The organism is Desulfoluna butyratoxydans, from assembly GCF_900699765.1.
Lineage (GTDB): Bacteria > Desulfobacterota > Desulfobacteria > Desulfobacterales > Desulfolunaceae > Desulfoluna > Desulfoluna butyratoxydans.
The window spans coordinates 770713-784565 of sequence record NZ_CAADHO010000002.1 but is presented as its reverse complement, the minus strand read 5'-3'; the positions used below and the strand labels follow the sequence as shown (position 1 = coordinate 784565).

Here is a 13853-nt window from a genome sequence, read left to right as displayed (position 1 = left end):
CCGGGGCACACATCCTGATGATGCGCCCCGGTTTGTCTTGGGGGACATTCTTGGGGGACAGGTTCTTTATGTCTGGGATGGGATGTCTGGGACGATTGCCATCACCTGAAAAAAAGAGAATGATACCCAAGGATGATAGTCTAAAATAGGGACAGGCTCTTTATGTTCTCTCAAGAGCACAGCCCCCCAGGGGCCCCCGCAGTGGAAATGGCTTTGCCGAAAGAAAACCAATCCAGCCGGGAAAATGCCGCATCGTAAGCGTCAAAAGTTTAAGGTACGGGAGTCTCTTCTGGCGAAAATGAAAGAGGATGGGTGTTACCCTTGGGGTAAATACTCTGAAAATGGCTCCGTTGAACACCCTCCATGCCTTGGTCACAACATTTCAAGGCGTCCCCACGTTGCCCCCAAAGGCTCCGTGGCGCCCTTTGCCTGCTACGAATGCCCTGGCCCCTTTCAAAGCGTCATCATTGTCAAACACCACAGCGGCATTCTTAAGTTCATGGTCAAGGGCCTCATCGATGGGCATGGTAAAATGACTCAAAGTATTGCACCTGTCGCACATCAGCCCCTCAAAGGGGAATCCAGCCATCTTCGCTGCAAGGGCTTCGGCCTCTTCGCGCACAGTTCCATCCGCCACCACCCGTGTCACAAGGCCGTAGGAGAGGGCCTCTTCCGAATAGACCGGACGCCCCGTAAGGATCATCTCCATGGCCCGCCCATGGCCGATAATGCGAGGAAGGCGCACCGTGCTGCCGTTGCAAAGGGGAAGCCCCCATCGCCTGTTGAAAAAGCCGAAGACTGAGCTCTCTTCGGCGATGCGAATATCACAGAAGAGGGCCAGTTCAAGGCCACCTGCCACCGCATATCCGGCTATGGCCGCAATCACCGGTTTTGAAAGGGAAAGACGCGAAATGCCCAGGGGGCCGTCCCCCTTTTGCTTTATCGGATTACACCCCTCGGCCACCATGGCTGCCAGATCTCCGCCAGCACAAAAATGCCCTCCCCTGCCGCACACAACGGCCACACGGGCATCCGGATCGTTTTCAAAGGCCAGAAAAGCCTCCGACAACTCCTGGGCAGCACGAGTGTCGATGGCGTTACGGACATGGGGACGATTGATTACAAGTGTTGTTACGGGTCCTTTTCTTTCAATACAAACAGATGGGGAATCAGGGACGCTGGAAACAGATTTCATGGGCACACCTTCGGTTATTGATTGAGCGATCGAAAAAAGCTCTAAACCGATCCGTGGGTGCCTTCAAGAAAAAAATCAAAAGAAAAGGGACAGGCTTTTTATACTGAACCAAACCAGCGTCCCAATGGAACGGCAGCAGCATCGGCTTTCCTGCCCAAAAGCCGTGTTACGCTATCGACGACAAAAGGCCTTGTGAAAAGAATCCTGCCACTATCAATCGTCCATCAGCGGGCCAAATAAAACAGCCCCATCGGGAAGCAACAGGCTGTCATACGTAAAGACAAATCCATCGTACATATCTGCAATCCTGAACAGGCTTTCCCAGATTGCAGGATTCTCTTCAAACTCTTTGTCGGTGGTGAGCCCAAGCACGATGCGCGTATGGCCAATGGCATGACATATATCCGCCCTTGTCTCAAAGTCATGGACACGAGAAGAGATATATCCGAGAAAGCCTTTGATGTGCTCAGGCACGAGGGTTCTTTCCATCACGTTGAACCGAACGACATCGTCCCCTATCCTGACCTCAAAAAACGTTGGCGTCTTAAAAAGACCATTGTCACTTTTAACGTCCTCAAACAGATCCGAAAGATCAACCGCCGTGTCGTATTGAATATATATTGCAGCGCTTGCCGGCATGTATTCTCCTTTGGTAATGGAAAGAGGCAGGCTCTTTATTCAAGAAAGGCATAGGGGAATCAGCGGCAACCAAACACCGAATCAGGCATCAACCAGGCGTTTCAAGGAATACATACCTTCAATTCCAGTCACCCGTTTCGGAATTTTATCCCGCTTTGCCCGAAAACGGTCTTTAAACGCCTCATAACCTGCTTCAACAAATGCCTTTGAACCGATGATCCCCGAATCCGTAAAATAGCGACTCCTGTGCCGGAACCGTCTCACCCGTGCCAACTCAAAACCTCCGAGGGTCTCCTCATTCAATATCTCCTCGGAAATATTTGCGGCCCCTTTTTTTTCGATGGCCCCAGCATGATAAAGATATTCTCTGTATTTACGAAACCGCATAGCCGGATTTTCCATGCCGAAATCAGGCATCCCAAAGTCCGCAGAAAGAAACCCATCCCTGTTTCCTGTCTGGGCGTGGTACCCGATGGAGCACCAGCGATAATCCTCAGGACGCTTCACGATCCCGGCTCGCACGGCGTTAAGGTCAATATATGCAAGGCAATGGGTCAGGGTGTTTCCCTTTTGAACAATCACACTCTTGAACCGCTCACCCCAGAGAGTCCCTTTTCGCTTTTTCCGTTTATTGTAAAAGCAGGAAAACCTCTGCTTAATATCCTTAACATAGGCAGAAAGATTGGAAAACCGTTCCCGATACTCATTGAGGCTTCCTTCAGGGAACTCCACATCGTCACCATAAAGAAGCCGATAACGCCTCCGCACCTCGTCGTCCGACACCATGGAACCGGGAAGAATTTCCACAAGCAAATGAAAATGATTGCCCATGACGGCAAAGCCTATTACCTCAACACAGTAAACCACCGAATACCTCTGAATGATACGAACCAGCTCGTCTTTCTCGGCAGGGCCGAAGGGAAGACCGTCCAGGGCGGTTCGGCTGATGATGTGGTATGCTGATTTCTGACCTGAATCTGTAACGACCATTCGGGGAATGCGTGGCATGGAGCCCTCCTCCTCTCAATATTTGTGGAACCAATACTCGCACCGGGCACAAAAACTCATTTTTGCCAATAATCAAGAACATATGACCACTTCGAAACGATCCCATGGGAACCTGGTGGGTGCTCAGCATAAAGAGCCTGTCCCCTGACGATTTGAAATCTTGGGCAAATTGTGGTTAAACCCAACTACTTTAAAGACAACAATAACTTGAGGGGGATGGTGCAGGAGTATGTCACAGGAACGATTGTTTCGAAAATTGATCAACCGGTATCTCATTGACGGCCTGAGCGGCATGGCGCTGGGGCTTTTTTCGACCCTTATCGTGGGGCTGATCATCAAACAGATCGGAGCGGGCATCGGGGGCACCACCGGAGGGGTGCTGCTTCAGGTGGGAGGGATGGCCCTTGCCATGACCGGAGCAGGCATCGGCGTGGGGGTCTCGCACAAGCTGGGAGCTCCCAACCTGATCATCTACGCCTCGGCTGTGACCGGAATGTTCGGGGCCTTTGCCGGTAAGATCCTGGCCGGGAGTGTCTTTGTGGGGCGCGCCGTTCACCTGGCAGGCCCGGGGGAGCCCCTGGGCGCGTTTATTGCCGTGCTGGCAGGCATTGAGGTGGGGCGCCGGGTATTTGGCAGGACCCGGCTCGACATCATCATCACCCCCATGGTCACCCTGATAAGCGGCGGAATCATTGCCCTTCTCATCGGGCCGCCCATCTCCACCTTCATGACCTACCTGGGCGAGATCATCCTCTTTGCCACCCACCAGCAGCCCTTTGTCATGGGGGTCATTATTTCGGTCTGCATGGGGATTTTCCTGACCCTGCCCATCAGCTCGGCGGCCATCTCCATCATCCTGGGCCTCAAGGGCCTCGCCGCAGGGGCAGCCACCGCAGGATGCGCAGCCCAGATGGTGGGCTTTGCCGTGGCCAGCTACCGGGAAAACAAAGCCAACGGCCTCTTTGCCCAGGGCCTTGGCACCTCCATGCTCCAGATGCCCAACATCGTAAAAAATCCGAGGATATGGATCCCGGCCATCGCGGCCAGCGCCATTACCGGTCCCATCGCCACGGTGCTGTTCGGCATGGAGAACAATCCCAGCGGCGGGGGCATGGGCACCTCAGGCCTCGTGGGCCAGATCATGACCTGGAACACCATGATCGGCACCCAGCACCCCGCGATCCTGTTCGTTAAAATCGCCCTCATCCACTTTATCTTTCCGGCAGCCATCGCCTACGGTGTCTCGGAATACCTTCGCCGCATCGGCTGGATCAAGCCGGGCGACATGTGGCTGGAGCCCTGATCGCCTGCTCCCCGGAAACAGGGCATCAGAACTTGATCCGCGCCCCTGTGATAAGTGCGTGGATCGACTCGTAGCTGCTGATATCAGCGTCCAGGTCGTAAAAATAGTACCCGGCGTAAAGCTCGGCACCGAAGTCTTTGATGTCCTGAACCACCTGGGCGCCGATGACATCACCCTTGCCGTACTGCCGGGCAATGCTGCCATCTAAAGTCAGGATGTCGTCATACTGGCCGAAGTCCACGGAAAAACGCGTCTCCCCAAAGGAGGCGAGCATGGTCTTGTAACCAAACTTAAAGTAATAGAAGGAGCCGTCATCGGCACGGTCTTGCTTGTACTCCTGAAGCCCACTGGCAAAGGCCAGGTTAAACCCGGAATCAAACAGCAGGGCCACGGAGCCGTCGTACTGGTTCTTGACCGTATCCGAGGCATCGCTGGGCCTGGCGTATGCGATGGCAGCCAGCATCTGGATATCAGCCAGCTCCCCGTCGTACCTGAGCGCCACATCGCCTCCACCGTCGGCCACCCAGGACCCCGAGACCATCATCCCGGCAAAGGAGGGAGAGTCGTATCGCATCCTGTCGTCCCTGCCCAATCCATCCATGCTGTTGTAAATTTTTGATATGTTGATACCCGTCAAGCTGTTCAAGTTCTTGTCGTAAAAAATAAGGCCGCCGGCGTAATCGCTCACGGCTGAGGCGCCTGCCAGGTAAGTCCCCGAAAGATCGAGGCTGGTGGTGTCATCCGAAGCCGTGGACCCATGCCCCATGGATAAAGTCCCCCACCTCGTGTGCTTCATATACAGGTCCACGTGCCTGCGCTTGAAGGTGTTGTCTACGTCGTCACCCCTGGGGTCTTCCTGGCTCACACCATCACTAAGGTTCAAATTGAGCCCGGCCTCCAAAAGGGTCCCGAACATGAGCTCGTCGGAAACCTTGATGGTTCCGCGAATACCAAATCGGGACTGGGAAGCCGCGTTGTCCACCTGGTACACGTCGGCATCATTTCCGTCATCGGCGGCAAGGAGGGCGCGGTTGATATGGCCGTACAGCACCACCGAGGAGGCCTTGTTCCCACTGAACACAAAGGGCGACCGAAAGTTGGCCCCATCCTCTTTTTCAGAGGTCAAGGCGTCGATGGTGGCCCTCATCTCTTCCAGGGCTTTGGCCTGGTCGGCAAGTTGTGTCTGCATTTCGAGGAGTTCTTTTTCCGGAGCGCCATATGCCGTGCCGCCAAGGGCGGCCAGGGCAAAGACCGAGATAAAGAAAACGTGAATCAACTTCTGCTTCCTGCGTTTCATGGCAATCCCTTTCCCAATGAGGTTACTGGTCAATCACCGCGAATCATGCGTTCATCCCCAAAAGCGATGCAAAAAAACAGATATTGCAGAACAAGGTCATAAGACCTTTTTTATAAACAAGGTTTTGTGATTCTCCAAAAAAGTGCGTCACGGATCGCAGATAGGCTCACCTGATATCGCACCTGTTCGGCCTGGCCCCACTGCCATAGAGCCCTGGGGCTTTACTTAAAAATCAATACTGGAAAGGAAGAGATGTACGAGACGTTATGACTTGTCCACAACAACATCGCACACAAAGAGAAAAAGATCAATCGGATAAACACGTTATACTGATTGAGTCATTTATTTTAATGGAGTCATCCTTCGTCAAACCACGATTTCGCCGGAGAGTATCGCGTCAATGGGCACGCCAAAGCTCCTGATGGCGGGAAGGGTGGCGTTGTGGTGTGCCCGGATAGCATCTCCGGAGGCGTGGGGCTTGTCATGGGTGGTATGGGCATCGGCGGCCAACGTCACACGATATTTTAATCCGGCGGCCCTGCGGGCGGTGGTGTCCACGCAGAACTCCGTGGCGTAGCCGCAGAGGATCAGGTGGGTTGCCCCCAGCTTGGTCAAAAGTTCGGTAAGACGGGTTCGCAGAAAAGAGTCCGGTGTGGTTTTGCGAATCACATGATCCCCGGGCTCCCCCCGAAGCCTTGGGTCCAGCCCCCAGCCGAGAGAGCCATAAACGAGGCCCCCGTTTTCGGTCTCATGCTGCACAAAAATAACCGGAACCGAAGCGTTTCGACAACGGGATGCCAGCTCATTGATACGAGATATCACGGGCTCCGCTTCAAAGGGCGCGGGTTCAGGCCCGAAGAGCCCCTTTTGAACGTCAATGACCAACAACGCAGATTTCATCACCCACTCCTTGAGATACACGTCAACATAAAGCCCTGCACACGAACCATGGACATCGCCCCGCCCCCGGGTTACCCTGTGGTCCGATCCCTGATCGCTCCCCCCATGGGCTGGTATACCACCGAATCAGATAAAAACCATAGCCCGGATATTTCACGGGTCGAGGGCCCCCCCCGAATTCAAGGCGTCAGAACTGCAGATGCAGTGGATACCTCAACGCTCTGATAACGCAGAAGATGGGTGCACTCGGCTCACCCCAAGGGAGAGATAAACGAGCCGAAATCGGTGAATGACATTTTGTCTTGTAACTATTCAGCTTGCCTCCGGCGGGTCGCTTTTTTGAAAGATTAGAACAGCCAAAATCGCTGAAATTCGCCCCAAAGCTGTCAAGACCGGTTTGTCAAACTTTTCAAAAGCTTGCCCCCCGGCAGGGCCGCCGGAGGCAATCATAAGCAGAATAGTTACTTTGTCTTTTTGACATCGTGACGTTTCCTATTAACCGACAGCAGTAACAACCTTAACGATTCAGGGCTGCCCGTTTTCTCATGACATATCCGGGATAGCCCGGCCCCATCGAGCCCTTGACAGGAGACCCCATGAACATACATCAGATTCGCCTGGCGAAAATGGCCACTTTTGCCTACATCGTTGAAGACAAAGCCACACACCGCTGCCTTCTGGTGGATCCGGCTTTTGAGGTTAAACGAATTCTCCGGGAGGTTCACATCCTGGGACTGGAGGTGGTGGGACTCGTCAACACCCACTGCCACAGCGACCATACGGCTGGCAACCGGGCGGTGGTGGAGGCGACCGGTGCTCCCCTGATGATTCACCGGGATGATGCCAAGGCGCTTTCCGGCATGGGAAACCGGACCCTCACACGGGCCCTGGGGGGCAAGGGATCGCCCAAGCCTTCCCGGCTCCTGAAAGACGGCTCCGTGATTGAGGTGGGAAAAGGCCGCCTGACGGTCCTTCACACACCCGGCCACACCCGGGGAGGCATTTGCCTCTACACGCCTGGCCACGTCATCACCGGGGACACCCTGTTTGTGGGAGGGGTTGGCAGAACAGACCTTCCGGGAGGTAACCTGAAAACCCTGAAACGCTCCCTGCGCGAAAAGATCTTCACCCTGCCGGGGGACACGGTGGTATGGCCGGGCCATGACTACGGTGCAAAGCCCACCTCCACGGTGAGTCGAGAGAAGGCCACGTTAAGAGTGTAATCGTCCCTTAGAAGGGAGGCTGTTTTTCAACCAGGGTGAACCGATGGGCTGCACGGGGCACACACTTTGCGACTGAAGCGATGGATCACCGGGGTGCCCTGGCCGTGCCGGACGGCCCGAACCACGGCGGCCTGGTCTTCGGGAACCGTGCCTGCCAGGATACGCACGGGAAGGTGGGCAAAGGCCGCGGGAACCACCGGGGTGCTGGGCCCAAGCATGATCACCCGGGTCATGTCCCGGGGCAGCTGGGCAAGGAGTTCCTCGGTGCTGCGATTGAGAATGGAGGTGGAGGTCAGCAGCAGCACCTCGGCCCAGCCGTTGAGTTTTTGGAGAAAGGAGGGGCGATCGCCCACACCCTGGGTGTCGTCCAACACCTCCACAGAAGCGCCCCGGGCCGTAAACTTTTTCATGAGGGGCCGAAAGAACCCCACCATGGCCACCCGGGTCTCGGGGCCGATGGCAAAGGAATCCATCCAGCCTCCGTCCCCGGCATCTTCCGGGTACCCGCAGGCCTCGTGGTAATTCAGGGCATTGACCAGGGCCAGGGCCATGGTGCGATGAAGGGGCACGCCGGACTGCAAAAGGTCCAGGAGTTCGGTGGCGGGAAGCCCCTCAAAGTCGCGATACTCCCCGGCCTTGCCGCAGCCCAGGGACGAAGGGTCTGTCCAGGCCAGGCCGATGCCCCCGTCGTCGGTGGTCACGGCCGTGTATTTCAGACCGATGGTCACAGAGGTCACAATGGTACGGCTCGCCTTATCGGAAAAATGCGCCGACAGGTTTCGAATCAGTTGCATGGAACTCTCCTCATATTCGTTGGCCATGGGCCTTTCGGACGCACAAAAAGCCAAAAAAGGAATTGACTGATTTCTTACCAAATGCAATGTGAGTATGTCAAATGACGCTTAAAAACGCCATATATACGTCAGACAAATACTCGCAAAGGAAATCAAACAGATGAAACCGTTCACACGCACAGCTTCCCTCATGGCCGCCGCCCTGATCTTCCTGTCAGGCCTGGGCGTTGCACGGGCCGATGTGGTGGTGTTTGCCGCCGCATCCACCACCAACGCAATCACAGACATCGGTGAACTCTATGCCGCCAGAAAACTTGGCCGCATGGTGCCCTCCTTTGCCTCCTCCTCCACCCTGGCCAAACAGATCGGAAACGGGGCGCCTGCTGATGTCTACCTGTCGGCAAACACCAAATGGATGGATTACATCGCCCAAAAAGGCCTGGTGGGCCAGGGAAGCCGCGCCGACCTCCTGAAAAACCGCATCGTCCTCATCGCGCCTGCGAAAAGTGCCCTCACGGACATGGTTGTCAAACAGGGTTTTTCCCCTGCCTCGGCCCTGGGCGAAACCGGGCGCCTGGCCATGGGAGACCCCGGCCACGTCCCGGCGGGCATGTACGGCAAAAAGGCCCTGGAGAGCCTTGGGTCCTGGGACGAGGTCAAAGACCGCCTGGCCCCCATGAAAGATGTGCGGGCAGCCCTGGTGCTGGTGGAGCGCGGTGAATGCCCCCTGGGCCTCGTCTACGCCACGGATGCCGCCATTTCAAAAAAAGTGCGCGTGGTGGGGACCTTTCCCGAGTCCTGCCACCCGCCCATCGTCTACCCCGTGGCCGCCGTCAAGGGAGGCAACGCCGAAGAAGCCCGGCGATTCCTTGACTTCCTGCAGACCCCGGAAGCCCGGACTGTCTTTCAAAAATACGGGTTCGGCGTCAGGTAATGGGCATTTTTACCCTCACCGCCCTGGAGCGTGAAGCCGTGACCTTAAGCCTCCAGGTGGCAGGATGGGCCGTGGTGCTCAGCCTGCCCGCAGGGATCTTGACGGCCTGGGCCCTTGCCAGGGGCCGGTTTCCCGGAAAATCCATTCTGGAGGCGCTGGTCCACCTTCCCCTGGTCCTGCCTCCGGTGGTCATGGGATACCTGCTGCTGGTGCTCCTGGGGCGAAACGGTGCCATCGGAGGCCCCCTCTTCAACTACCTGGGCATCTCCCTGGCCTTTACCTGGAAAGGAGCGGTGCTGGCTGCAGCGGTCATGGCCTTTCCCCTGCTGGTCCGCGCCGTACGCCTCTCCCTGGAGAGCGTGGACCCCGGGCTGGAAGCCGCGGCACGCACCCTGGGGGCCGGACCCGTCGCGGTCTTTTTCACGGTGACCCTGCCCCTCATGGCCCCGGGTATCCTCACGGGAACCCTCCTGGCCTTTGCCCGGAGCCTGGGGGAATTCGGCGCCACCATCACCTTTGTCTCCAACATCCGGGGAGAGACCCAGACCCTGCCCCTGGCCCTCTACACCCTCACCCAGGTGCCGGACGGCGAGACCGGTGCCATGCGCCTGTGCATCCTGTCGGTGCTCATCGCCATGGTGGCCCTCATCGTTTCCGAGACCCTTGCCCGCCGAGTCGCAGCCCGCATGAAGGCATAAATGAGGGGTAACAATTCAGCTCCGAAAAGCAGCCTCCGGCGGCAAGGTGTGCCACCTTGAAAGCAAGTTGCGAATGCGCTTTCCCCTTCGTTCCTCAGGGAAAATCACAGTCGCCTTTGATTGAGATTAAACTGAATCAGTTGTTAAAACCTGTGTATCAAACGTTTCAAACGTTTGGCCCCGGCAGGTCCGCCGGAGGCATAAGCTGAACAGTGACAAGGAAGGATTCCATCCCGTGCTGAATTTACAGATCCACCATACACAGGGCCGGTTTATCCTTGATGTGGCCTTTGAGGCACCCGGAACCGGGGTCACGGCGCTTTTCGGCCCGTCCGGGGCGGGGAAGACCTCCGTGGTCAACATGGTGGCCGGGCTGGTCCGGCCCGACTCCGGCCGCATCTGCGTCAACGGGCTCTGTCTCTTTGATTCAAAGCTGGGCATCGACCTGCCCCCGGAAAAGAGGCGCATCGGGTATGTGTTTCAGGAGGGACGGCTCTTTCCCCACCTCTCGGTGCACTCCAACCTCACCTACGGCATGCGGCGGACGCCCGCTGACCTGCGCTTTGTGGATTTTGATGAGGTGACCTCCCTTTTGGGCATCGGCCATCTCCTCACCAGGCGACCGGCAGGTCTCTCCGGAGGGGAAAAACAGCGGGTGGCCATTGGCAGGGCCCTGTTGACCAGCCCGGCCATGCTCCTCATGGACGAACCCCTGGCCTCCCTGGACACGGCACGAAAGGCCGAAGTGATCCCCTATATCAAAAAACTCGCGGCCCACGTCTCCATCCCCGTTCTCTACGTCAGCCATGCACCTGATGAAATCCGCGCCCTGGCAGCCCACGTAGTGGCCCTTGAAAACGGGGGCGTCACCGCTGAAGGCTCACCAAAGGATCTTTTCTCAGATGAAAGGCTCTCTTCCCCATGGAGTACCGGGCCCATGGCCGTTACGTCCCCCTGATCGCCGTTTCCACCACGCACTCACCCAAAAAGCAAAACCCCCGGGGCACCGTTGCCCCGGGGGTTTTACACCACTACAATTTAGGAGAATATAAGGATGATTTTTTCCCTGAACCGTCCCCTTAAGGGCGCTTCAGAAAAGAGTCTTGCTGTTTTCAGATTTCGGGGGGTGCCTTGCGGCACCCCCTTCAACCTTATGGAGATAGGAGGATGAAGAATATATGTAAACACCGTGTTGACGACCCGGGCCACCGGATCGCGATGAGGAGATTCTTTAAAACAGCTTCCGAAGGACCCGGCTCAAAGGGATTTCCAAAAAAGGGGGAAAAGAGGTTTCTTTGGGTTGTTTTGCGTTTTGTTCGGTTGAGCCGGGCCTTCGAGAGGCTTGTCTTGGTTAATTTGCAACCCGCGTGCCAAACCAAAATTTATTTTTGGTTAAAATTCATAACAACCCTTTATCAAAGGCCATACGCCCAACAAAAAGATTCAGCATACGTTTTTCACCCTTGCAAAGCTCGCCACCTCGCCCTCACCATGGATACTTTTTAACCATATGATTACCCCCTCACCCGAAGGCTTTGGTTACTTTGTAGCCACCTGCTCCGGCAACGCACCAAGACAGGCACGGCATACCGCACTGGAACACGACCTTACCGATAACGAGTCGGCTTGCCTTCTATTTGGTAAAGCAGGGAGCAGAAACAAGCCTCCGGTGGCCAGGACTCCCCTGGCCCCCAGCTTGCGGATGCTTTTTTGAGCTGAATGGTCACCCGTGCCGGCTCCAGGACCAAACGCAAAACCCCCGGGGCACCATGCCACGGGGATTTTACGTATTGCACCACTGCAATTCAGGAGAATAAAGGATGAAGCTATATGTGAACACCGTGACGGCCCGGGCCACCGGGCCGCGATATGGTGGTATGTCCTTCAGGTTTGGATCATGGTCTATTTCGTGAACCGGACCAGGGCATACCCCCGACCCCTGCGGATGATGAGCATGTCCACCTGCTCACCCTCATCGATGCCCTCCAGCACCTCGAAGTAGTCGTCTTCGGATCGAATGGGCGTGTGATTGACCTCTTTGATGATGTCACCGTGGACCAGGCCGATCTGGCTGCCTTTGCTTCGGGGCTTCACCCCGGTGATGAGAACACCCTGGGTGTCGGACAGGTTGAAACGCTTGGCCATCTCAGGAGAGATGGAGGCGATGTCGATGCCCAGGTCCGCATCCCCGCTGCCCATGCCCTGGGCGCCTGCGGTCCTGCGATCTTCACGCTTGCCGATCTTGACCTTCACGGTCTTCTCTTTGCCGTTCCTGAGAAAGGTGACCTTGACCTTGTCCCCCACCTTCTGTGAGGCCACAATGCCGGTGAGGTCTTTTAAGGTCTCCACTTTTTTGCCGTCGATGGAAAGAATGATGTCCTTGGCCCTGATGCCCGCCTTCTCCGCAGGGTCACCCTTGAAGGCGTCCATGATCATGACCCCTTTGGCACCGGGAAGTCCGTAGTATTTCACCACGTCACCCTCGATCTCCTGGATGGAGACCCCGAGCCACCCGCGGGTGACGTTGCCGTCCTCCTTGAGCTGGGCGATGATGCCCGCCGCGAGCTTCACGGGAATGGCGAAGCCAAGCCCCTGGCCGCCCTGGATAATGGCGGTGTTGATACCGATGACCCGACCTTCAAGGTCCAGAAGGGGTCCCCCGCTGTTCCCGGGGTTGATGGAGGTGTCGGTCTGGATGTAGTCGTCGTAGGGCCCGCTGCCCAGGACCCGCCCCTTGGCGCTGACAATACCGGTGGTGACGGTGTGGCCCAGGCCGAAGGGGTTGCCGATGGCCATGACCCACTGCCCCACCTTGATCTCCTGGGTGTCCCCCAGCTCAAGGGCGGGAAGCTCTTTTTCCGCATCGATCTTGATCAGGGCCAGGTCCGTACTGGGGTCCCGCCCCGCAATGGTGGCCTCGTACTCATGGCCGTCCTTGAGGATCACCTTGATCTCCGTGGTGTTCTCCACCACGTGGTTGTTGGTCACGATGTAACCGGACGGGTCCACGATAAAGCCGGAGCCCAGGCTGCGCTGCTTGAACTCACGCTGGCGCTGATCCCCGAAAAACCGCTCAAAGAACTCATTCATGGGGTCGTTGGGGTCCATGCCCTGAAAATGCCGGGAGACACGGCCACCGCCGTTGACGGTTTTCTCGGTCCGGATGTTCACCACGGACGGGGAGGCTTTCTCCGCCAGCTCGGAAAAATCGGCGGGAATCATCTTGACCGCTTCCGCCCTGACGGGAACGGCCGTCAGGAGCACGGCCAGGGAAAGCATCATCAGGGCTGCGATACGTAAAGGGTGTGACGATTGCGGGATGGCTGTTTCTCGTGTGTGCATCATCTATGGGGTAGCTCCGTTGTTAAACGTTGTCGTCTCGTTTTAAAAAATCTTCCGAAGGGCCCGGCTTGGAGGGGTTTTCCAAAAAGGGGGAAAAGAGGCTTCTTTGGGTGTGTTGCGTCTTGCTGAACAAGCCGGGCCTTCGGAAGGCTTGGAGACGAGTTAGTGCAACCGCTGTGCCAAAACGTAAAACCACCCCACAGAAGCGCCCTGTAACCTGCTGTCATAACAGAAAAGATAAACAGCCTTCTTTATTCTTCAACAGCCGCGTTCTTTTTTTTCTTGCAGGCCCGGGCCACATGGTGGATACTTTTTAGCCATATGATTCCCATGTAACCGCATGGCCATGGTTATTTTTTAACCACCTGCGCCAGAAAACGCCCGCTTTGCCCCAAGGCGGTACAGCACCCGTCCGTTCGTCCAAACGATCTCGGGCCCTGTATCGTCCTTTCAGGTAAGGGCCTTGAAGCCAAGGCTCGCCAGGCAGGGCCTGGATGGCGCACGGCCTGGCACCGGTTTT

The 13853-nt window shown here is 56.5% G+C and carries 12 protein-coding genes; 5 read left to right on the top strand and 7 right to left on the bottom strand.

All coding sequences use genetic code 11. From position 1 onward, the window contains the following. Window positions 1–382: 382 nt before the first annotated feature. The 3 genes from MSL71_RS08375 to MSL71_RS08365 all read right to left on the bottom strand — a co-directional run bounded on the left by MSL71_RS08375 (window position 383) and on the right by MSL71_RS08365 (window position 2842). Entirely contained in the window at window positions 383–1195 is an 813-nt protein-coding gene (locus MSL71_RS08375) for a crotonase/enoyl-CoA hydratase family protein (protein ID WP_180138724.1), read from the bottom strand. Between the two features lie 213 nt (window positions 1196–1408). Further along, window positions 1409–1834, bottom strand: coding sequence for a hypothetical protein (locus MSL71_RS08370; RefSeq protein WP_180138721.1), 426 nt, complete (start codon window positions 1832–1834; stop codon window positions 1409–1411). 81 nt (window positions 1835–1915) lie between these two features. Continuing rightward, window positions 1916–2842 carry a transposase gene (locus MSL71_RS08365; RefSeq protein ID WP_180138719.1) on the bottom strand — a complete coding sequence of 309 codons (927 nt, stop codon included), beginning with the start codon at window positions 2840–2842 and terminating at the stop codon, window positions 1916–1918. A gap of 229 nt (window positions 2843–3071) precedes the next feature. On the opposite strand from MSL71_RS08365, the gene MSL71_RS08360 reads away from it, so the two are divergent. Further along, window positions 3072–4145, top strand: a complete 1074-nt coding sequence (locus MSL71_RS08360) for a PTS sugar transporter subunit IIC (RefSeq protein WP_180138717.1) — start codon at window positions 3072–3074, stop codon at window positions 4143–4145. Between the two features lie 25 nt (window positions 4146–4170). Here MSL71_RS08360 and MSL71_RS08355 read toward each other — a convergent pair whose 3' ends face one another. Further along, a complete protein-coding gene (locus MSL71_RS08355; RefSeq protein WP_180138715.1) occupies window positions 4171–5442 on the bottom strand; it encodes a porin in 1272 nt (423 codons plus the stop codon). A gap of 366 nt (window positions 5443–5808) precedes the next feature. Further along, window positions 5809–6342, bottom strand: a complete 534-nt coding sequence (locus MSL71_RS08350; RefSeq protein WP_180138713.1) for a cysteine hydrolase family protein — start codon at window positions 6340–6342, stop codon at window positions 5809–5811. Window positions 6343–6938: 596 nt separating this feature from the next. Between MSL71_RS08350 and MSL71_RS08345 the strand changes: the two genes are divergently transcribed. Next, the gene (locus tag MSL71_RS08345) at window positions 6939–7565 is read left to right on the top strand and encodes an MBL fold metallo-hydrolase (RefSeq protein ID WP_180138711.1); all 627 of its coding nucleotides are present in this window, start codon (window positions 6939–6941) and stop codon (window positions 7563–7565) included. Window positions 7566–7591: 26 nt separating this feature from the next. On the opposite strand, the gene MSL71_RS08340 is transcribed toward MSL71_RS08345, so the two are convergent. After that, entirely contained in the window at window positions 7592–8359 is a 768-nt protein-coding gene (locus MSL71_RS08340) for a DUF364 domain-containing protein (protein WP_180138709.1), read from the bottom strand. A 160-nt stretch (window positions 8360–8519) separates the two neighbouring features. Here MSL71_RS08340 and modA point away from each other — a divergent pair, with 160 nt between their 5' ends. The 3 genes from modA to modC all read left to right on the top strand — a co-directional run bounded on the left by modA (window position 8520) and on the right by modC (window position 10949). Continuing rightward, window positions 8520–9293: a molybdate ABC transporter substrate-binding protein gene (gene modA, locus MSL71_RS08335; RefSeq protein ID WP_180138707.1), complete on the top strand. Its 774-nt coding sequence runs from the start codon at window positions 8520–8522 to the stop codon at window positions 9291–9293. After that, window positions 9293–9991, top strand: a complete 699-nt coding sequence (gene modB / locus MSL71_RS08330; protein ID WP_180138705.1) for a molybdate ABC transporter permease subunit — start codon at window positions 9293–9295, stop codon at window positions 9989–9991. The genes modA and modB overlap by 1 nt, the downstream gene beginning before the upstream one ends. 235 nt (window positions 9992–10226) lie before the next feature. Beyond that, complete coding sequence (gene modC, locus MSL71_RS08325; protein WP_180138703.1) at window positions 10227–10949, top strand: molybdenum ABC transporter ATP-binding protein; 723 nt, start codon at window positions 10227–10229, stop codon at window positions 10947–10949. A 944-nt stretch (window positions 10950–11893) separates the two neighbouring features. Here the strand turns inward: modC and MSL71_RS08320 are convergent. Continuing rightward, window positions 11894–13336 (bottom strand): Do family serine endopeptidase, encoded by a 1443-nt coding sequence (locus MSL71_RS08320; protein WP_246317745.1) that lies wholly within the window; start codon window positions 13334–13336, stop codon window positions 11894–11896. Window positions 13337–13853 lie beyond the last annotated feature (517 nt).